This is a genomic window from Pseudoalteromonas sp. Angola-7 (genome assembly GCF_028599255.1).
In the GTDB taxonomy this organism is placed as follows: Bacteria; Pseudomonadota; Gammaproteobacteria; order Enterobacterales; family Alteromonadaceae; genus Pseudoalteromonas; species Pseudoalteromonas atlantica.
Genome location: NZ_JAQREL010000017.1, coordinates 96,670 through 117,038, shown reverse-complemented (window position 1 = coordinate 117,038; position 20,369 = coordinate 96,670). Strand labels below are relative to the sequence as shown.

Here is a 20,369-nt window from a genome sequence, read left to right as displayed (position 1 = left end):
CACACAGATGATTGCTTTATATTGTTAAAGAACGTTGCGATTAAAGCGTTAAACTTTATCTCGCTAGGGCTGCGCATCTTACGCTTTCCTATTTTTTTGTCAACACTTAATTTTGTTAAACTTGAAATTTTTAAAACTAAGTTTTACTCGACTCACTAAGTGGTTTGCTTGCCTCGCTAAGCGTTGCCTGCTCTGCCGTCTCAGTGGGGTCGCATTATAGGGAGATCCGAAAACAGATCAACCCTTTTTTGAAGAAAACTTGAAATAAATGACTATTCGCTGAGTATTTGAGCTAAACGCTCAAAAACCCTACTAAAAGTAGCCTTAAGCCCACTAAATTAGCGAGTTAAAATTAAATATCTCTGTTTGATTGGCTAATTTGCTTTACCACTATCCAAATTACACTGTACATCTACAGTCTGGGCTATGTTTTACAAACCTTATAAGCTCTACTTAGAGGGTTACCGCTTAATTAAGCTTTTTGAGAATGCAGGCTTTATAACTACATTGGTTTAACTAAGTCGGTTTAACAGAATGAAGGTAATAGGTAATAGGTAATAGGTAATAGGTAATTATCAAGTAACTATTTGGAGGGATATCAAATTTTAGGCATTAAAAAGCCGAGCATTAAGCTCGGCTTTTTGGTGTCTCTTTAAAGACTTACTCTGCAGACTGCGCGTCTTCTTGAACTTCTTCGTTAGTCGCTGGGCGACCTACTAGTTCAATATAAGCCATTGGTGCATTATCACCAGCACGGAAGCCACACTTAAGAATACGAGTGTAACCACCTGGACGGTCTGTATTACGAGGACCGATTTCGCTGAACAATTTACCAACTACTTCATTATCACGCGTGCGAGCAAACGCTAAACGGCGATTTGCTACACTGTCAGTCTTAGCCAGTGTGATTAAAGGTTCAATTACACGGCGTAACTCTTTCGCTTTAGGCAAAGTAGTTTTGATGATTTCATGTTTCACCAAAGAACCTGCCATATTGCTGAACATCGCTTTACGATGGCTACTGTTACGGTTTAATTGACGACCACTCTTACGATGGCGCATGACCCTATCCTTCTAACTAAACTAATATAGTGATTTAGATTATTCAGCTAGGCTTGCAGGCGGCCAATTTTCTAGGCGCATGCCTAGAGAAAGACCACGTGAAGCTAGCACGTCTTTTATTTCAGTTAGAGACTTCTTGCCTAGGTTAGGCGTTTTAAGAAGCTCAACTTCAGTGCGCTGAACTAAATCACCGATATATTGAATTTGCTCGGCTTTCAAACAGTTTGCTGAACGTACTGTTAGTTCAAGATCATCAACTGGACGAAGTAGAATAGGATCGAATTCTGGCTTCTCTTCTTTCTCTTCTGGCTCAGTTACATCACGTAAATCTACGAATGCATCTAATTGCTCAGCTAAGATAGTAGACGCACGGCGGATCGCTTCTTCAGGATCTAAAGTGCCGTTTGTTTCCATATCAATGATTAACTTGTCTAAGTCTGTACGTTGCTCAACACGGGCTGATTCAACCGAGTACGCAATACGTTCAACTGGGCTGAATGATGCATCAAGCAGCAATCGACCAATTGGACGCTCATCGTCATCAGAGGATAAACGACTAGATGCCGGCACATAACCACGACCACGCTCAACACGAATACGCATGCTGATCTCGCTGCTATCTGTCGTTAAATGACAAATAACGTGATCTGGATTAGCAATTGTTACATCGCCATCGTGCTGAATATCAGCCGCAGTCACAGGGCCTACACCAGATTTAGTCAGGGTCAGAAAAACTTCATCTTTGCCTTCTAACGTTACTGCTAGACCTTTTAGGTTTAGTAGTATTTCAATGATGTCTTCTTGTACGCCTTCTTTCGCGCTGTACTCATGCAATACACCGTCGATTTCAACTTCAGTTACTGCACATCCAGGCATAGATGATAACAGTATACGGCGTAAGGCATTACCCAGAGTATGGCCAAAGCCACGCTCTAGTGGTTCTAAAACTACTTTAGAACGCGTTGGGTTGATAGCGTCGATATCGACTAACCTTGGTTTTAGAAATTCTGTAACAGAACCCTGCATTTTATCCTCTCTTAACTCTTAACTTTACTTAGAGTAAAGTTCGACGATTAGTTGTTCATTAATGTCCGCAGACAGATCTGAACGCTCAGGTAGGCGCTTAAAGCTACCTTCCAATTTCTTACCGTCAACTTCAACCCAAGTCGGCTTTTCACGTTGCTCAGCCAACTCTAGAGCAGCGATGATACGTGCTTGTGTTTTAGACTTCTCACGGATTACTACAGTATCTTCTGGAGCAATTACGTATGAAGGAATGTTCACAACACGACCATTAACTAAAATCGCTTTGTGGCTTACTAACTGACGTGCTTCAGCGCGTGTGCTAGCAAAACCCATGCGATATACAACATTGTCTAAACGTTGCTCTAAAAGCTGTAACAAGTTTTCACCTGTATTACCTTTAAGGCGAGCAGCTTCTTTGTAGTAATTACGGAATTGCTTTTCTAATACACCGTAGATACGACGTACTTTTTGCTTTTCACGTAATTGTAAACCGTAATCAGATAAGCGACCTTTACGAGCGCCGTGCTGACCAGGTGCAGTCTCAAGTTTACACTTAGAGTCGATAGCTCTTACGCCGCTCTTAAGGAACAGGTCAGTACCTTCACGACGACTCAGCTTGAGCTTAGGGCCCAAATATCTTGCCATGTTATTTCTCCTAACCTATTGTTAAACGCGACGTTTCTTCGGTGGACGACAACCATTGTGTGGTATTGGCGTCACGTCAGTAATGTTGGTGATACGGTAACCAGCAGCATTCAAAGCACGTACAGCAGATTCACGACCTGGACCTGGACCTTTAATGAAAACTTCTAGATTTTTTAAACCGTATTCTTGAGCAGCAGTACCTGCACGCTCTGCAGCAACCTGAGCAGCAAATGGTGTAGATTTACGTGAACCACGGAAACCTGAACCACCGGCAGTAGCCCATGATAGTGCATTACCTTGACGGTCGGTAATTGTTACAATAGTGTTGTTGAAAGACGCATGAACATGAGCCATACCATCAGCAACTTGCTTTTTAACCTTTTTACGACGAATTGGTGTCTTAGCCATAATACTATCCCCTTATCGCTTAATAGGCTTACGAGGACCCTTACGGGTACGCGCGTTAGTCTTTGTTCTTTGACCACGTAGTGGTAAAGAGCGACGGTGACGTAGGCCACGGAAACAACCAAGGTCCATAAGGCGCTTGATATTTAGAGTAACTTCACGACGAAGGTCACCTTCTACAGTGTACTTGCCAACTGCATCACGCAGTACGTCAAGAGTTTCGTCTGAAAGTTCACCGATTTTTGTGGTCTCGGCGATACCAGTCGCTTCTAAGATAGCCTTAGAGCGAGTCTTACCTATGCCATAAATAGCTGTTAAACCAATAACTGCATGTTTATGATCAGGGACGTTAATGCCAGCGATACGGGCCACTAACACATCTCCTATATTTGAATTTGGTAATCAAAAGTTTGAAAAGCCCGTAAGGATACTCAAACGAAGACCAAATCACAACTAAAAACACAGGCCGAGAAATCTCAGCCTGCACGACTGTTTACTTAGCCTTGCCTTTGCTTATGCTTAGGCTCACTGCAAATTACGCGTACTACACCAGCACGTTTAATAACTTTACAGTTACGGCATATTTTCTTAACGGAAGCACGTACTTTCATTGCTCAACTCCGTAAACTGACCTTATCGGCCGTAGCCTTTAAGGTTCGCTTTTTTCAGCACAGAATCATACTGATGTGACATCAGGTGAGTCTGTACTTGTGCCATAAAGTCCATGATTACTACAACGATAATCAAAATTGATGTACCGCCGAAATAGAATGGCGTTTGCCATGCCATAGTCATGAATTCGGGCACCAGACAGATAAAGGTTATATACAAAGCACCTGCCAATGTCAGGCGTGTCATCACTTTATCAATGTATTTAGATGTCTGCTCACCTGGACGAATACCTGGGATAAATGCGCCAGATTTCTTCAGGTTGTCTGCTGTCTCACGCGGGTTAAAAACCAACGCTGTGTAGAAAAAGCAGAAGAAGATGATAGCTGCTGCTAGCACCATCGCATACAAAGGCTGACCTGGAGTCAACGTTGTTGCAATAGCTTGTAGCACATCAGCGACCGGACCTTCACCCTGGCCGAACCAGCTTGCAATTGTACCAGGGAACAGAATTATACTGCTAGCGAAGATTGGTGGAATAACACCCGCCATGTTTACTTTTAGTGGTAAATGCGTGCTTTGAGCAGCAAATACTTGACGACCTTGTTGGCGTTTAGCGTAGTTAACAACGATACGACGTTGTCCACGTTCGAAAAACACTACAAGATAAGTAACAGCGAATACTATAACCGCAACCATCAACAGTACAAAAACATTCAAATCACCTTGGCGCGCCATTTCGGCTGTCGAACCAATAGCAGACGGCAGGTTAGCTACAATACCAACAAATATTAGAACTGAGATACCGTTACCGATACCGCGTTCTGTTATTTGTTCGCCCAACCACATTAGGAACATAGTACCAGTTACTAAACTCACCACTGCGGTGAAATAGAAACCGAGACCCGGGTTAACAACTAACCCTTCCATCATGCCCGGTAAGCTAGTTGCAATACCGATTGATTGGATAGTAGCAAGCACAAGCGTGCCGTAGCGTGTGTACTGGCTAATTTTTTTACGCCCTTGCTCACCTTCTTTCTTAAGCTCTATAAACGGAGGATACATATGCGTTAATAGTTGCGTAATAATCGAAGCCGAGATATACGGCATAATACCCAGTGCTAACACTGAAGCTCGCTCAAGCGCACCACCGCTAAACATGTTGAACATCTCAACAATGGTGCCCTTTTGTTGCTCGAAGAAATCGGCAAGTACAGCGGCGTCAATCCCAGGGATTGGCACAAATGAACCTAGACGGTAAATAATGATAGCACCTAAAACAAATAGTAATCGACGCTTCAATTCCGAAAGTCCACTTTGTGCACTTTGTGTATCTTGACCTGGTTTAGCCATTAGTACTTCCTTAGTCTTCTACCTTGCCTCCGGCAGCTTCAATAGCTTCGCGAGCACCTTTAGAAGCCTTAAGGCCTTTAACGGTAACAGCGCGTGAAACTTCGCCAGATTTAACAACTTTAACGAACAGAACGTTCTTTTTAACTAGACCAGCTGCTTGTAACGCGTTTAGGTCTACCACATCGCCTTCAACTTTAGCGATTTCAAAAAGGTTTACTTCTGCAGATACTAACGATTTGCGTGAAGTGAAACCAAATTTAGGTAGACGACGTTGCATAGGCATTTGACCGCCTTCAAAACCAACGCGTACTTTACCGCCAGAACGTGATTTTTGACCTTTGTGACCACGGCCACCAGTCTTACCAAGACCAGAACCGATACCACGACCAACACGTTTTGGAGCAGTTTTAGAACCTGCAGCAGGTGAAAGTGTATTCAAATGCATGAAATTAACCCTCTACCTTAACCATGTAAGAAACTCGGTTGATCATACCACGTACACATGCTGTGTCTTCTAACTCAACAGTGTGGTTGATACGACGTAAACCAAGACCGCGTAATGTAGCTTTATGCTTCGGTAAACGACCGATAGAGCTCTTTACTTGTGTTACTTTTACAGTTTTATTTGCCATGGTTACCCCAGAATTTCGTCTACGCGCAGACCACGTTTAGCAGCGATTGACTCAGGAGAATTCATGTTCTCTAGAGCTTGAATCGTTGCACGTACTACGTTGATCGGGTTGGTAGAACCGTAACATTTAGAAAGTACGTTCTGCACACCAGTAACTTCTAGTACTGCACGCATAGCACCACCTGCGATGATACCAGTACCTTCAGATGCTGGTTTCATGAACACTTGTGAGCCAGCATGACGTCCTTTAACAGGATGCTGTAATGTGTTGCCATTTAGGTCTACATTGATCATGTTGCGACGTGCTTTTTCCATTGCTTTTTGAATAGCAGCTGGAACTTCACGAGCTTTACCATAACCAAAACCTACTTTACCTGCGCCATCACCAACTACAGTTAGTGCAGTGAAGCTAAAGATACGACCACCTTTAACTACTTTAGACACACGGTTTACCGCGATTAGCTTTTCAGCTAAATCAGGCTGTTGTTGCTTTGCTTCTACGTTAGCCATTGTCTACTCCTAGAATTGCAAACCGGCTTCACGCGCAGCATCAGCTAGCGCCTTCACACGGCCGTGATATTTAAAGCCACTGCGATCAAAAGCAATCTTTTCGATGCCTTTGTCAGCCGCACGTTCTGCAACCGCTTTACCAACTGCTTGTGCAGCTGAAACGTTGCCTGTGCCTTTAACTGTTTCGCTAATAGCTTTCTCAACAGTAGAAGCAGCAGCCAGTACAGTACCCTCAGCATTAACTACTTGAGCGTAAATGTGACGTGGCGTGCGGTGGATAACAAGACGCGTTGTGCCTTGTTCAATATAATTTCTACGAGTGCGTTTAGCACGACGTAGACGAGCTGTTTTTTTATCCATCGTCTTACCTTACTTCTTCTTAGCCTCTTTACGGCGTACATTCTCATCTGAATAACGAACACCTTTACCTTTATAAGGCTCAGGTTTACGGTATGCACGAATGTTAGCAGCTGTTTGACCAACTAACTGCTTATCTACGCCCTTAACTAGAACTTCTGTTTGGCTTGGAGTTTCAATCGTAATTCCCTCAGGAACTTCGAAATTAACTGGGTGCGAGAAACCAAGTGTTAAGTCTAAAACTTTACCCTTAGCTGCAGCACGGTAACCAACACCTACTAACTGAAGTTTCTTCTCGTAACCTTCATGCGTACCAACAACCATGTTGTTGATTAGAGCGCGAGCAGTACCTGCTTGAGCCCATGCATTAGCTACGCCTTCACGAGGTAAAGTTGTAATAACGTTGTCGTTAACTTGTACTTCAACAGCGTTGTTGATAGTACGAGTAAGTTCACCGTTTTTGCCTTTAACTGTGATGTCCTGGCCTTTTAATGTAACTTCTACACCGGCAGGAACATTGATTGGTGCCTTTGCTATGCGAGACATAGTTCCCCTCCGATTAAGCTACAAAGCCAATGATTTCACCACCAACACCAGCACTACGTGCTGCGCGGTCTGTCATTAGGCCTTTAGAAGTTGATACGATAGCGATACCAAGACCACCCATTACCTTCGGTAATTCGTCACGTTTCTTATAGATACGTAGACCAGGGCGGCTAACACGCTGGATATTTTCAATTACAGCTTTGCCTTCGAAGTATTTCAACTCGATAGAAAGCTCAGGTTTCGCTTCGCTGTTTACAGCGAAATCTGCGATGTAACCTTCGTCTTTTAATACTTTAGCTACTGCTACTTTCAGCTTTGAAGTTGGCATCGTTACAGATACTTTCTTCGCTGATTGACCGTTACGGATACGTGTAAACAAATCCGCGATAGGATCTTGCAAGCTCATAGTCTTACTCCCGTGATACTATTACCAGCTAGCCTTTTTAAGGCCAGGAATTTCACCGCGCATAGCTGCTTCGCGAACTTTAATACGGCTCATGCCGAATTTGCGAAGGAAACCATGTGGGCGGCCCGTAATGTTACAACGATTACGTTGACGTGCAGGGCTAGAATCACGTGGTAAAGCTTGAAGCTTAAGTACCGCGTCCCAACGATCATCTTCAGATGCGTTAACATCGCTGATGATAGCTTTTAGTGCTGCACGCTTTTCAGCGTACTGAGCAACTAGTTTAGTGCGCTTTGCTTCGCGCGCTTTCATAGAATTCTTTGCCATAACCCTACCCTTATTTCTTGAATGGGAAGTTAAACGCTTCTAACAACGCACGGCCTTCCTCATCAGATTTCGCAGAAGTTGTGATTGTGATATCCATACCGCGTACACGGTCTACTTTATCGTAATCAATTTCTGGGAAGATGATTTGTTCACGTACGCCCATGCTGTAGTTACCACGTCCATCAAAAGACTTAGCACTCACACCACGGAAGTCACGGATACGTGGGATAGCGATTGATACCAAACGCTCAAAAAAGTCCCACATACGCTCGCCGCGTAAGGTTACTTTACAGCCTATTGGGTAGCCTTCACGCACTTTGAAGCCAGCAACAGATTTGCGTGCTTTAGTGATTAAAGGTTTCTGACCAGCGATAGCTTCTAGATCCGCAACAGCGTTATCTAAAATCTTCTTGTCAGCTAGGGCTTCGCCCACGCCCATATTTAATGTGATCTTTTCGATCTGAGGGACTTGCATGACAGAGCTGAAACCAAACTTCTCTTGAAGCTCAGCAACTACTTTGTCTTTATATACTTCATGCAGTTTCGCCATCATTCTACTCCAACTATTAGATAGTTTTACCAGTAGATTTAAAGATACGTAATTTCTTACCATCTTCAATCTTGAAACCTACACGATCTGCTTTACTCGTTTCCGAGTTGTAGATCGCAACGTTTGATACGTCGATAGACGCTTCTTTCTCAACAATGCCGCCAGCTTGGTTCAATTGTGGAACCGGCTTTTGGTGTTTCTTGATTAAGTTAATGCCTTCGACAAATACTCGACCAGACTCGGTAACAACTGAAAGCACTTTGCCGCGCTTACCTTTGTCTTTACCTGCTAGTACGATTACTTCGTCATCACGACGGATTTTTGCTGCCATGATAGACTCCTTACAGTACTTCTGGGGCTAGTGAAACAATTTTCATGAACTTATCATTACGAAGTTCACGAGTCACAGGGCCGAAGATACGAGTACCAATTGGCTGCAAGTTATCATTTAAGATAACAGCCGCATTGCTATCGAAACGGATCAGAGAACCGTCCGGACGACGAACGCCTTTTTTGGTACGCACAACTACCGCGTTTTTAACATCACCTTTCTTCACTTTACCGCGAGGAATAGCTTCTTTCACAGAAACTTTAATGATATCGCCAACTGCCGCATAGCGACGGTGTGAACCACCAAGGACTTTTATACACTGCACTTTGCGAGCGCCGCTGTTATCAGCAACTTCCAGCTGAGTTTGCATTTGGATCATGTTAATGACCTCCGGTGTAGTAATTACAACTTGCCTTAAATTTGTTTAAAATCAAGGCACTTCGATTAAATCCCACTCAAAAAACAACAGAGTTGTCTCTTAAGGGCGGGCAATTGTACCAGCATTGGCTAGTGAGTGGTAGGTTATTTTTTAATTAATTTAAGGGAAGGACAGATTAAAACTGAGTAAAAACCGCTATGTAGCTATTTTACAAGTGGTTATAAAACAATCAAGGCGCAAATAGCGCCTTAATTATTTATTAGTGGGGTTTAATAGTTAGCCAAATAAACCTTTTAGTTTATCTTTAACTTTGTCCTTGGCTTTTTCTTTTGCTTTCTCTTTGGCGTCATCGAGCTTTTGCTTTGCTTCATCTTTAAGCGCGTTGCTTACATCTAGCTTAAAGCCAACGTCATGAAATGGGCCTTCTATACGCAGTGGGATTTTAAAGCCTGTACTATCATCTGTAGTGCCTTGCCCTTCAATCGAATCAACAATGCCGGTCACTAAGCGATAATCAACATTGGTTTTAGGCAAATCTACATCGCCCTCACCTGTAATACGAATAAGTGGGCTCATCAGCGATAGGTCGTTATTATGGCCCACGCCATTAGTAAAGTTAAAGCTACCGGTGAGCGCAGAAAAATCTGTTTGCTCTGATTCTTCAAAGCCTGTATCAAGCCCTTCACTCACAGCACCAAGATTACCCGTAATAAGCTCTTTGCCTTTGCGAACCATCTCAGCCACGTTTGCGCCTTTAACAGCACCATCGGCAAATTCAAAGCTAACCTTGCCATTTAATGCATTAATGAAGGTTTTTTGACTTTGCCCAGTTGTGGTTAAATTCCAATTTAATGACCCTTTACCCATAAGCTTATCAAAGCCAGCTGCATCAGTGAGTAACGGTTGTGCGTCTATGTCGGCTAAATCAAAATTTGTGCTTATTTTATACGGCGTTTGCTGCGCATTTATGTTGATAACCCCTTTACCAGTGCCCTCATATGCTTTAAAGCTATCTAAGCTTAATTTAGCAACGCTGTTATTTAAATCGACTGTAAATTGATTAGCACCTAGCTCAATATCGTTAGCTTTTAAACCGCTTGAGCGAATAACTACATTAGCATTAAGTGCATTTAATGCGCTTAAATCAATTTTAGTATCGTCCCAAACAATCGGCTGCGCGGCTTTAGGTTCTTCGCTTTGCGGCGCTTGCTGCTTAGCGACTACCTCCGGTAAGTAGGGATTCAAATCAAGCATACCTAGGTCTATATCAGCATTAACCGCTAGTTTATTTCCTAAGTTTACTTCACTTTTTCCTTTAATCTCTAATTCATCTAGGGTAGCAATCAGCTCTTCTAAGTTAAACGTATCATCTATAAGATGCATTTTACCGTTTACACTAAACGCATTAAATGCATTTTCTTTAGCGTTTAAGTCTACCCCTTGCCAAGTTGCTAGCTCCTTAACAGAGTCGCCACTTAGCGCTAACTCGCCTTTTATATCTTTACCTTGGCGAGCAATACTGCCGTTAAAAGTAAGATCGACCAAGCGAGAGTCTACGCTTTGAGTAACCTCAAATGTCGCCCCTTCAATTGCCTTTGCCGGCGTATCAAGTTTTACATCAAGCTCAAAGCGCTCTTGCATATATGTAATGCCGCCTTTGATCTCTAGTGTTTTACGTAGTGAAGGAAGTAAAATAGCTAATTCCAAGTCACTAATTTGTTGTTTAGCGCCTGTTTGCCCATCTAGGTAAGTAAACGTACCACCGTAAATAGCCACTTCACCTAACTCTATATCAAAGTTCTCTGGTAGTTTAACAGCCTCACCTGATTGAGTTTGCTCTTGCGGCTGCTCTGCTACAGCATCAAACAACTGCCAGTTAGCTTTACCGTTTTTATCAGTTTCTAATAAAATATTGGGCTCGTTAATAACAAACTTATCAAGTTTGAATTCGCCGCCAAATAACGATAACCATGGTATATGTACAGCTAATTGCTCCATACTTGCCATGTCGTCGCGCGAGCCTGTCTGCATGTTTGCAAAGTGCACATCGTTAAGCTCTAACTTTAATGCAGGAAATACACTAAGCGTTTTATCACCTTTAATAGTAAGTGTGCGCCCTGTTGTTTTTTCAACCTGCTCAGATACTTTATTAAAAATAGTATCGGTTGGGATTAAAAACGGAGCGGCAATAATTAACGCAATACAAAGTAAGAGTATTACACCAACAATTTTGAGTAAGGTCTTCATGATCATCCTTTCAAACGTGCAAATAATGTTCTTATCATAGCGAGTGTTAGCTTTAAAATCATTGTCGTTGTGACAAAAAACCACTTTATTGTAATTTATTTAATTTGAAATGAATTTATGCTTAAAAGTAAACGTTGCGAAATTGGTGACTAAAAGTAAAGCTCATCAAGTTTAAATCTAACCAAGTATTAAACCCTACAACATTGCATCCCTTGAATTGTTAGGTATGATGCACGGCCCTGTTGCTATTGGCGTATTTGCGCTAAAATAAAGCAGCTAAAAAATGTATCTACTCGGAGACTCTACAAGGCATGAAAAAACTGCTAATTTCACCGTCAAAAATGGCGCTAGGCGAACAAGAAAGTCAAATTTACCAAAACATCTTGAAGCAAGCTTCAGAACTAAGCCTAAACCTAATGGCCGTGAAAGTAGAAAACCACCCAGAGGATTTCTTAGGCTGGTGTTATGAGCTGCTAAGTGCAAGTAAAGACCGTATAAATTACGATTTACTAGAGCCACAACAACTGCCAGTTTTAAAAAAGCTGCACGACCAGCTAACCTCAGCAATTAGCTTTTTACAGCTTAAAACACTACGTGTAGCACCTTGGCCTGTTATTAGTATGTTTGTAGAGCAACATAAAAAACTTATTGCACTGGACGAACAGCTTCGCCTTACCACGTATTTGCACAGCATTCGTGAGCAAGCACTAAAAGATATGATCCCAGAGGATTTACTGGCATTTAGTGGTAAACACACTGCCACGCTCGACCCAAGCACCTATAACTTTGATGTTGAATGGTTCGCATCAACAAAAAGTGCAAAGGGTTTTCATCAAATGCTAGCCGACTTGCCTGGCGCGTTTGACGATGCACTTGCTAACATCCCGCTTGAAGGTGATGTGAGCGAAGCTGATTACCAACAGTTTGTTGTTGCTTATTTACTTGCCTTTAACGGTAGCGATGAAAAACCAACCCTTGCCCCTGCTACACGTTTATTAGCAATGCGCCGCCCAGATGTATTTACGCCAATTAGTAATAGCCGTCTTGATGCATTATGCGCAGCTTTAGGTATTACAAAATTAAACAATCGCGACTTTGAGCGCTACTGGCAAGATATAGTACAAAGCATTCATGCTATGTCGTGGTTTAAAATGGCTAATGGCAGCAATGAACTAGAAGAGCAACTAGTTAGTATAAAAGCATTATTACCATGCTTTTTTTACTATGCAGATGCCAGTACGGCCGACAACTCAAATTATATTAAGCTATTAAATAAACCTAAACGCAGCACAACAAGTGCAGGAAAACCACAGCGTAGAGGTAAAGAGTCAGCCGAAATACTTGTAGACCGTGCACTTGCAGCCGATGACATTCCCGAGCATATTCGTAGCAAACGCGACTCTATTATTAGCGAAGTACAAAAAGGCCGCGGAGTAAACGAAACAATTAGTCTTATGCGCACTATATTTGGCTAAATTTACCTAACCTAACTGTATTTTTCTGGTGCAGTTAGGTTAATTTATGCACCAGCAGTGTGCGTTTTTTAATTAACCTCCTCAATCATTCCCTCTTCTAAAACTTCTCAACATATTGTTTTATAAAAGTAAAAAAACAGTTTTATAGAAATTATTTTAAGCTGGCACATACAGTGCAATTGCATTCCCAGTTAAACAATAAAACACCGCCAGTCAAAGGGTTGCCAATAAGAGAATAAAAGCCTAGGCGATAAAAATCATATAACGGGAAATGGACATGCTAAAACTAAAAAAAACCATCGCAATTAGCGCAATAGCTTTATTAGGTGCTACATCTTTAACATCAACAGCCGTACATGCAGAAGTAACAGCAAACGCAGCGGCTACGTCTAACTACTTATGGCGTGGTCAAGAGCAAACTGGGGGCGATGCTGCTATTTCTGGCGGTATTGATTACGCTGACGAGTCAGGCTTTTATGTAGGTACTTGGGCATCAAATGCTTCATGGGCCGATGAAATGACTTACGAGCTTGATGTTTACGCGGGTTTTGGTGGCGATATTAACGACACATTTAGCTACGATGTAGGTTACATTTATTACGCTTACCCAGATGCAGCTTCTGAGGCAGATGCTGATTTCTCTGAAATTTACGGTAGCATCAGCGCAGAAGGTTTCACCTTTGGCGCTGCAATCCTTGCCACTTCAGCGGCAGATGGCGATGGCACCGACTTTGGCGATTCATTATACCTAAATGCCGATTACAGCTTTGCTGTTGGCAGCAATGGTACTGAGGTTGCGCTACACTTAGGTCACTACTCTGGCGACTTTATAGGCGATGATAATATTATTGATTACGGTATCTCTGTATCAAAAGATGGTTTTACTTTTGGCGTATCTGACACCGACATGGATGAGTCAGATGTTAAAGTTTACGTAGGCTACGCTGTAGACTTTACGCTTTAAAACAAAATGTGTTACTTGCTGCAACACTAAGGGCCTTTTGGCCCTTTTCTCGTTTAGGGCACCTAAATACTCACAGCGCCTTTTAATTTTAGCGACTAAAGCACCTTACTATAAAACCCACTTCAGTTAACCGCCGAGCTCCTCGCTGCTATTACCTCTTATTACCAATATGCTAATTCGCTTTATTAAGCTTTATTGCGCATTGATATTAGTAATTCGCTAAAACAAAAAAGGCCGCATTAAATGCGGCCTTTAAGCTAATCGTTAAAACTTAGCTAGGTTGTTTTTACTGTCTTTATCTACAAGCTTAATGTACGGGTCTACCCCCGCGTACACTGGCTTTTCTTTTACTTTTAGCTCAATAGTATTAGTACCAGAGACTATTTGATGCTTTTGCGAGTAAATCACAAAGTCTTCAGCGAGAAGGTTTTCAGGATCATCGCTAAATAATGCAATATCAATTAGCTCATCGAGTGGTTGCTCGGTTTCTTCACCTTGTCCATCGGCATGCTGCTTAGTTGCTTCAACGCTCAATGTTACGGTGTAAAAACCTTCGCTATCAACATCATCTGTAACCGACACTGCTTTCATTTCAAGCTCATAAAGCGTTATATATTTAAACTGATCATCAATAAAACGTTGCTCCGCTTGCGTTGCGTCTTGTTTTAAATAGCTAAGTAAATCAAGCGTAGTTGGGTATGGGGTTGATTGGTATTTAAACTCATTCAAAAACGCTTTAAGTGCTGCATTTAAGCGCTCTTCCCCTAATCGGTCATAAATCGCCATCATCGCAACTGAGCCTTTATTGTAATGAAGATATTGTTGAGACTGCGTTTTATACAGCGGCATTTCTTCAAAAGCTTCGCCTGTGCGGCCCATTAAGTATCTATCTAACTCGTACTTTAAAAATTTACGTAGCTTCTCGGCGCCAAAGCGTTTTTTTAGCACCATAAGCGCACTGTATTGGGAGAGCGATTCAGAAATAACGGCACTGCCCTCTACATTAGCCCCAGATACTTGATGCCCCCACCATTGGTGTGCAACTTCATGTGCGGTTACATAGTAAGGTAGGTCAACTTTACTCTCATCTCTTAAGTCTGTAATAAAGCCAATACTTTCTGAGTAAGGTACCGTATTGGCAAAACTTTGCGCAAATGAGCGATACTTAGGAAACTCAATAATACGTAACTGCTTATGCTGATATGGCCCAAAGGCTTGCGTGTAGTAATCTATTGAGTCTTGTACCGACTCAATCATACGGTCAACATTCCATGCATGATCTTTGTGGTAGTACACCTCAATATTTACACCGTTGTGCTCAACCTTTTTACTTTCAAGCTCTGCCGAAAGCACAGAATAAAAGTTTAAAATAGGGGCATCCATTTTATAAACAAAAGTACGTCTTCCGTCTTTTACACTTTCACTTTTTAAATAACCGGGTGTAATAGCAAATTGTGACTCATCGGTGGTTACTGTTGCCTTGTAGTTTATAAAGCCATTAGCAGGCCCAAACTCATTTTGCGTATAATAGCGGCTGTCTTCTAGTTTATGTGCACGTTCAAGCTCGGGTAAATCGTGCTTACGGCGCTCATACTTATCCGCAATTTGAAAATACTTTTGATAACCAAAATTTGGTAATAATTCTCTATTATTTACAAATGTACCGTTATGCACGAGTTGAGTATCAGAGCCTCTATCAACAAAACCGTCGTGTTCACGAGAAACTGAAAGCTCACCTTCGCGTACTTCATTAGGCATTAGCGGTTGTTCAAACTCAAACCATACCATGCCAAAATCGGTTAAACGCTCAACTATTTTTCCGCCCGCCATTTTTACATCCCAGCTTTTAGATTGGCTAGGCTCGTTAATTAACACACGGGTTATTGGCTCGTTTGCGGTATTGGTAAACTTAATTTTAGCCACGGCATTTAAAGCACGTTTTTTAGGATAAATATCAATGTGTAAATCAACATCAGTTATTATAGGCAGTGGCAAGTCTTTGTATTGTGAGAACTCTTGCTCATACCTTACTTGTAGCGCTTCGTTATCATCACTTGTTACAAACTCATTGATTACACGGGTGTTGTAATAAATGTTATAACCCGCGCCCACAAATACCAATAAACTTATAACGGCTGCAATCTGGCCTTTTAAAGACATGTTGTAACGCACTAAAGATAAACGCGTACGCAATGTTTGCGATGGACCACGATGCCATAAAGCAAACCCTACAATAGCTAAAAACACACTCAATGCGCCCCAATATAGGGTATACCAATGCGCGCCTTGTAAAAAATGCCCGTAACCGTTTATGTCTGAATACGGTACGCTGCTGCTTTGTGAAAAATGATACATATGATGCTCAAACCCGTAAGCACTCATTACCATTTGAGCAATGTAATACAGAATAAACAAACCCATACCTATGTATTTATTAGGGCTAATTATTTGTAAAAAGAACGCCAAAATAGCCATCATAATTAAAGGCAATAATGTAAGGTAACCCAACCTAAATAAGTACTGGCCAAGCTCTAAGTTAAATTGCCCCTTAAATAGTTGCACCGCAATGGTAAACATCATACCTACTAAATAAAGGCCACAAACCGCAGTGATTAGCGCAATAATTTTAGATACCCAAAATACACTGTTATGCACCGGGTAGCTGTCAACAATATCGCCCATACCACTGTGGCGTTCTCGCCAAACCAGCTCTGCGCTGTAATAAGCAATAATAATAAACATAAATATAGCGGAGGCGTTTTGAATAATGCCCACCATGTTTTGTGTGAGCGGCCAATCTGTTGTGCCATATGCGCCAATAGGCGCAAAAAGTGGTGCGAGTAACGTAATAATACTGACACCCGCTAAAATCATAAAAGGAGCACTTAATATAACCTGCTTAAGCTCAAATAAGCTGCGCATTACTAATTGCGATTGCGTATTGACCCCTTTTGACTTGTAATTTTTAGCGCTGCTAATAAGTGCTGCTTGTTTATTTTTTACAAACGTAGAGACAGCAAATTGCTTTTTCTGTTTTTTAGTGACTACGCGGTTAGCTAACTTTCCGAGGCCAAAAAACATCGCTAAACTTAGTGCTACCCATAAAATACGGTTAATTAAAAAATCGCCCGAAAGCGTTAACACTTCAGTATTTTTATCACTTACAGTCCAGTAACGGGTTAAGTCAATTAATGAACCAGTGCCAAATGGGTCTGCGTAAACAACAATATTTCTAAACGCTAAATCGTCAAAATAGATACTCGCCAATTGGTAACTTATATAGATCACCACGGCCGTTACATATACCGCCATTATGGTTTTAAAATAAACCGCCACACTATTAAAAATAGCACTGAGCACCAATAAGCTTGGCACCGCTAAATATAAAAAAGGTGCAGCGTAATATATAAACTTATTAGGGCCTACTAGCTCACTATCAAGCCAGCCAACCAACAAGCCAAACTGAGACCCCAAAAATACGCCTAGTGGCACAGTTAAAAAAACAACGAGCACAACCAAGTAAGCACCAAAAAAACGCCCTGATTGATAAGCAAGCGGGTTAACGGGCTTACTAAACACCAGCTCATCCATTTTGGTCTCGCTGTTGCGAATCGCTGAGCTTGCAACAAAGTTAACCACTAAAAACATAGCAAGCGTACAAAAGGTAACCGTTAAAACCATAATGGTATAAGGCGAGTTCATATGAACATTAGCCCCACCTAGCGGAAACTTACTACTGGAGCTTATAAAAAACGCCATAAAAAAGAAGATTAATGAGGTCACATAAAACGAAGGCTGGCGCACAAAATAGCGCAGCTCAAACGCGAGCATATTAAAAAACATAGCGCCCCCTTATGCTACTTGGCTGTTACGATGATTAAGCAACGTAGAAAAATACACATCTTCTAGGTTTGCACTGCTGAGCTCAAAACCTTCAGGGGCTTCATTGGCTAATACATGTAATATGGTTTGCCCAGCAAATAAGCGTTTTGAAATAACAGGCAGTTGCGGCTCAAGCTCTAGTGCTTCTTCTTGGCTCATGGCTTTGCGCCAAATTTGGCCTTGGAGTTTATCGGTAAGGGCAATGGGGTTACCCTCTAATAATATTTTTCCGCCTGCCAGTACGGCCATGTTTGGGCACAGCTCTGCCACATCTTCAACAATGTGGGTCGATAATATAACGACTTTTTGCTCGCCTAAGCTTACTAGCAAGTTATGAAAACGATTTCGCTCTTCAGGATCTAACCCTGCTGTTGGTTCATCAACAATTAGTAAATCAGGGTCACCTAGTAAGGCTTGTGCAATACCAAAACGCTGGCGCATACCGCCCGAAAAGCCACTTACCGCTTTTGAGCGATGTTGATATAAATTAGTATGTGCAAGCAAGCCTTCTACCGACTCTTTACGCTCGCCTTTATTATGAATGCCCTTTAAAACAGCCATATGGTCTAGCAAGTCGTAAGCACTAACACGTGGGTATACACCAAAATCTTGCGGTAGGTAACCTAAACGTTGGCGCAGAGCCTGTGGGTCTTTAAAAACATCAATACCATCAAAAGTAATTGAACCCGAATCGGCAGATTGCAACGTAGAAATAGTACGCATTAGTGATGATTTACCCGCCCCATTTGGCCCAAGCAGCCCAAACATTCCTTTTCCTATAGATAAATCAACACCTTGTAGTGCATGTACGCCATTATCGTAGGTTTTAGATAACCCTGTTATTGATAGCATTTTTACTTCCTTGAATTTTAATAGTTTTTTTATTGCGCTTTTTATATCACATTAAAAAAAGGAACATAAGTTACGCAGCGGTTAATTTTGTAACAATAAATAAACACGATAGGTAATAATACTTGCCTCGCATTTATTCAGTCGGTATAAAAACCACACACACACTTTATAAGAAGCGTAAAGCCATGCAAAAACATCAAAGCCAACCACTAAACGACTTTATAGAATACCCTCACGATGAAATGCTAAAACGCGCAACCGAATTTTTACATACCAGCCAGCGCCGCCATAGTATTCGCAGCTTTAGCGACCGACCTGTGCCTAAAAATATAATTGAAGCCTGTATAAAAGCAGCAGGTACCGCGCCAAGTGGAGCGAATCATCAACCGTGGCATTTTGTAGCTATAAACAGTAGCGATGTAAAAAAACAAATAAGAGAGGCCGCTGAAAAACTAGAGCGCTCTTTTTATGAAGGCAGAGCAGGTGAAGAGTGGCTTGATGCGCTAAAACCATTAGGTACCGACGCCAATAAACCCTATTTAGAGCATGCGCCTTGGCTTATTGCAGTGTTTAGCCAAAAAAAAGGCGGTGTGAATACAGATGATAAAAACACCAATTATTATGTGCACGAATCAGTAGGGCTAGCTACTGGGTTTTTAATACAAGCCCTGCACCGCTGTGGCTTAGCTACGCTTACCCATACACCTAAACCAATGAGTTTTTTAACCGACATTTGTAAGCGCAACAAAGACAACGAACGTCCTTACATGTTACTTATTGCGGGCTACCCAAGTGACGATGCAACTGTACCTGCCCATGCACTTGATAAAAAGTCGCTTGATGAGATTGCCACTTTTATTTAAAGCAAATTACTCAGCGGTACTTTGCTTACAAAACCATTCGTATAGTAACGTAATAATCGACTCAACCTTTGGGTCGATTAACGAATAATAAATTGTGTGTCCCTCACGGCGAGTTGCCACTAGCTGGGCGTTACGTAAACTCGCCAAATGCTGAGACAAAGCAGACTGCGCCAACGGAACATTTTGATTTAACTCACCTACACTTTGTTCACCTTGCAATAAACTACATAAAATCATTAAACGGTTTTTATTTGCCATTAATTTTAAAAATTGCTCTGCCTGCTGAGCGTTTTCTGCAAGTTGTTCAATATTCATTGTGATACTTAATTATTTTGCGTGTTTTAATTATAGACTTTTACATTAGTAAGTTCTAATATAATTAACATTAGAAAAAACTAATATTAAGGTCAATTCATGAAAATAAGTGACGCCATACTCTTAATTGGCGGAAGTGCCGTTACAATTTCTGTGCTTTTAAGCTACTTTGTTGATAGTAACTTTCAATTTTTAACGTTATTTATTGGTATTAACTTAGTGCAATCCGCCTACACTAAATGGTGCCCATTAATGACTTTTTTGCGCAAAAGAGGATTTACAGACTAATGCTTACTTCAATTCCTGATTTACTAAAAATTATCACACCTAACCAACGCCGTATTGATGCAGCGCAAGCAAAGCAAGAGCTAGAACAAAATAAAGGTTTACTTATTGATGTACGCGAACCCGCTGAGCATGCCAATGTAGCTGCGGTAGGGGCAATAAATATTCCACGCGGATTACTCGAAATGAAGCTAATGGAAATAGAAAAAGACGCTGCACGCCCTATTTACTTACATTGTGCCAGCGGTGCCCGCGCCACCTTAGGTGCAGAAGCGCTAACCCGCGTAGGGTACGAAAACGTTACCGTTATTACGTGTAATGCAATGCAAGTAAGTGAAGTTTTTTAATT

26 protein-coding genes are annotated in these 20,369 nt (G+C 41.6%); 5 read left to right on the top strand and 21 right to left on the bottom strand.

Features of this window, described 5'->3' with window-relative positions:
- Window positions 1-660: 660 nt before the first annotated feature.
- The 18 genes from rplQ to PSH50_RS18480 all read right to left on the bottom strand — a co-directional run bounded on the left by rplQ (window position 661) and on the right by PSH50_RS18480 (window position 11,384).
- Window positions 661-1,062, bottom strand: coding sequence for a 50S ribosomal protein L17 (gene rplQ, locus PSH50_RS18565; RefSeq protein WP_004589197.1), 402 nt, complete (start codon window positions 1,060-1,062; stop codon window positions 661-663).
- A gap of 39 nt (window positions 1,063-1,101) precedes the next feature.
- Window positions 1,102-2,088 carry a DNA-directed RNA polymerase subunit alpha gene (rpoA, locus tag PSH50_RS18560; RefSeq protein ID WP_004589198.1) on the bottom strand — a complete coding sequence of 329 codons (987 nt, stop codon included), beginning with the start codon at window positions 2,086-2,088 and terminating at the stop codon, window positions 1,102-1,104.
- A 24-nt stretch (window positions 2,089-2,112) separates the two neighbouring features.
- A complete protein-coding gene (gene rpsD / locus PSH50_RS18555; RefSeq protein ID WP_004589199.1) occupies window positions 2,113-2,733 on the bottom strand; it encodes a 30S ribosomal protein S4 in 621 nt (206 codons plus the stop codon).
- 21 nt (window positions 2,734-2,754) lie between these two features.
- Entirely contained in the window at window positions 2,755-3,141 is a 387-nt protein-coding gene (gene rpsK, locus PSH50_RS18550; RefSeq protein ID WP_002959471.1) for a 30S ribosomal protein S11, read from the bottom strand.
- Between the two features lie 12 nt (window positions 3,142-3,153).
- Window positions 3,154-3,510, bottom strand: a complete 357-nt coding sequence (gene rpsM, locus PSH50_RS18545; RefSeq protein ID WP_004589200.1) for a 30S ribosomal protein S13 — start codon at window positions 3,508-3,510, stop codon at window positions 3,154-3,156.
- 125 nt (window positions 3,511-3,635) lie between these two features.
- Window positions 3,636-3,749 carry a 50S ribosomal protein L36 gene (gene rpmJ, locus PSH50_RS18540; protein ID WP_002959476.1) on the bottom strand — a complete coding sequence of 38 codons (114 nt, stop codon included), beginning with the start codon at window positions 3,747-3,749 and terminating at the stop codon, window positions 3,636-3,638.
- A 22-nt stretch (window positions 3,750-3,771) separates the two neighbouring features.
- A complete protein-coding gene (gene secY, locus PSH50_RS18535; protein WP_004589201.1) occupies window positions 3,772-5,100 on the bottom strand; it encodes a preprotein translocase subunit SecY in 1,329 nt (442 codons plus the stop codon).
- Window positions 5,101-5,110: 10 nt separating this feature from the next.
- On the bottom strand, window positions 5,111-5,545 hold the full coding sequence (rplO, locus tag PSH50_RS18530; protein ID WP_004589202.1) for a 50S ribosomal protein L15: 435 nt from the start codon (window positions 5,543-5,545) through the stop codon (window positions 5,111-5,113).
- Between the two features lie 4 nt (window positions 5,546-5,549).
- The gene (rpmD, locus tag PSH50_RS18525; RefSeq protein WP_004589203.1) at window positions 5,550-5,732 is read right to left on the bottom strand and encodes a 50S ribosomal protein L30; all 183 of its coding nucleotides are present in this window, start codon (window positions 5,730-5,732) and stop codon (window positions 5,550-5,552) included.
- A gap of 2 nt (window positions 5,733-5,734) precedes the next feature.
- Window positions 5,735-6,241: a 30S ribosomal protein S5 gene (rpsE, locus tag PSH50_RS18520; RefSeq protein WP_004589204.1), complete on the bottom strand. Its 507-nt coding sequence runs from the start codon at window positions 6,239-6,241 to the stop codon at window positions 5,735-5,737.
- Window positions 6,242-6,250: 9 nt separating this feature from the next.
- Entirely contained in the window at window positions 6,251-6,601 is a 351-nt protein-coding gene (gene rplR, locus PSH50_RS18515; protein WP_004589205.1) for a 50S ribosomal protein L18, read from the bottom strand.
- Window positions 6,602-6,610: 9 nt separating this feature from the next.
- Window positions 6,611-7,144, bottom strand: coding sequence for a 50S ribosomal protein L6 (gene rplF / locus PSH50_RS18510; protein WP_004589206.1), 534 nt, complete (start codon window positions 7,142-7,144; stop codon window positions 6,611-6,613).
- Window positions 7,145-7,157: 13 nt separating this feature from the next.
- Complete coding sequence (gene rpsH / locus PSH50_RS18505) at window positions 7,158-7,550, bottom strand: 30S ribosomal protein S8 (RefSeq protein ID WP_004589207.1); 393 nt, start codon at window positions 7,548-7,550, stop codon at window positions 7,158-7,160.
- A 21-nt stretch (window positions 7,551-7,571) separates the two neighbouring features.
- On the bottom strand, window positions 7,572-7,877 hold the full coding sequence (gene rpsN / locus PSH50_RS18500; protein WP_004589208.1) for a 30S ribosomal protein S14: 306 nt from the start codon (window positions 7,875-7,877) through the stop codon (window positions 7,572-7,574).
- Between the two features lie 10 nt (window positions 7,878-7,887).
- Window positions 7,888-8,427, bottom strand: coding sequence for a 50S ribosomal protein L5 (gene rplE / locus PSH50_RS18495; RefSeq protein WP_004589209.1), 540 nt, complete (start codon window positions 8,425-8,427; stop codon window positions 7,888-7,890).
- 16 nt (window positions 8,428-8,443) lie between these two features.
- Window positions 8,444-8,758 (bottom strand): 50S ribosomal protein L24, encoded by a 315-nt coding sequence (rplX, locus tag PSH50_RS18490; protein WP_004589210.1) that lies wholly within the window; start codon window positions 8,756-8,758, stop codon window positions 8,444-8,446.
- A 10-nt stretch (window positions 8,759-8,768) separates the two neighbouring features.
- The gene (gene rplN, locus PSH50_RS18485; protein ID WP_004589211.1) at window positions 8,769-9,137 is read right to left on the bottom strand and encodes a 50S ribosomal protein L14; all 369 of its coding nucleotides are present in this window, start codon (window positions 9,135-9,137) and stop codon (window positions 8,769-8,771) included.
- Window positions 9,138-9,413: 276 nt separating this feature from the next.
- Window positions 9,414-11,384 carry an AsmA family protein gene (locus PSH50_RS18480; protein WP_248451843.1) on the bottom strand — a complete coding sequence of 657 codons (1,971 nt, stop codon included), beginning with the start codon at window positions 11,382-11,384 and terminating at the stop codon, window positions 9,414-9,416.
- 311 nt (window positions 11,385-11,695) lie between these two features.
- On the opposite strand from PSH50_RS18480, the gene PSH50_RS18475 reads away from it, so the two are divergent.
- Both PSH50_RS18475 and PSH50_RS18470 read left to right on the top strand, forming a co-directional pair.
- Window positions 11,696-12,859 carry a hypothetical protein gene (locus PSH50_RS18475; protein ID WP_024033871.1) on the top strand — a complete coding sequence of 388 codons (1,164 nt, stop codon included), beginning with the start codon at window positions 11,696-11,698 and terminating at the stop codon, window positions 12,857-12,859.
- A gap of 277 nt (window positions 12,860-13,136) precedes the next feature.
- Window positions 13,137-13,823, top strand: a complete 687-nt coding sequence (locus PSH50_RS18470) for a TorF family putative porin (protein ID WP_004589216.1) — start codon at window positions 13,137-13,139, stop codon at window positions 13,821-13,823.
- 264 nt (window positions 13,824-14,087) lie between these two features.
- Here PSH50_RS18470 and PSH50_RS18465 read toward each other — a convergent pair whose 3' ends face one another.
- Together PSH50_RS18465 and PSH50_RS18460 are read right to left on the bottom strand one after the other, a co-directional pair.
- Window positions 14,088-17,666: a M1 family aminopeptidase gene (locus PSH50_RS18465; RefSeq protein WP_273587856.1), complete on the bottom strand. Its 3,579-nt coding sequence runs from the start codon at window positions 17,664-17,666 to the stop codon at window positions 14,088-14,090.
- Window positions 17,667-17,675: 9 nt separating this feature from the next.
- On the bottom strand, window positions 17,676-18,557 hold the full coding sequence (locus tag PSH50_RS18460) for an ABC transporter ATP-binding protein (RefSeq protein WP_029773142.1): 882 nt from the start codon (window positions 18,555-18,557) through the stop codon (window positions 17,676-17,678).
- A gap of 185 nt (window positions 18,558-18,742) precedes the next feature.
- On the opposite strand from PSH50_RS18460, the gene PSH50_RS18455 reads away from it, so the two are divergent.
- Window positions 18,743-19,420 (top strand): nitroreductase family protein, encoded by a 678-nt coding sequence (locus PSH50_RS18455; RefSeq protein WP_273587854.1) that lies wholly within the window; start codon window positions 18,743-18,745, stop codon window positions 19,418-19,420.
- A gap of 6 nt (window positions 19,421-19,426) precedes the next feature.
- Here the strand turns inward: PSH50_RS18455 and PSH50_RS18450 are convergent, their stop codons facing one another.
- Window positions 19,427-19,735, bottom strand: coding sequence for a helix-turn-helix transcriptional regulator (locus PSH50_RS18450; RefSeq protein ID WP_004589220.1), 309 nt, complete (start codon window positions 19,733-19,735; stop codon window positions 19,427-19,429).
- A gap of 99 nt (window positions 19,736-19,834) precedes the next feature.
- On the opposite strand from PSH50_RS18450, the gene PSH50_RS18445 reads away from it, so the two are divergent.
- Complete coding sequence (locus PSH50_RS18445) at window positions 19,835-20,023, top strand: DUF2892 domain-containing protein (protein ID WP_004589221.1); 189 nt, start codon at window positions 19,835-19,837, stop codon at window positions 20,021-20,023.
- The gene (locus tag PSH50_RS18440) at window positions 20,023-20,367 is read left to right on the top strand and encodes a rhodanese-like domain-containing protein (protein WP_273587853.1); all 345 of its coding nucleotides are present in this window, start codon (window positions 20,023-20,025) and stop codon (window positions 20,365-20,367) included. Before PSH50_RS18445 ends, PSH50_RS18440 begins: the two co-directional genes overlap by 1 nt.
- The last annotated feature ends 2 nt before the right edge of the window (window positions 20,368-20,369 follow it).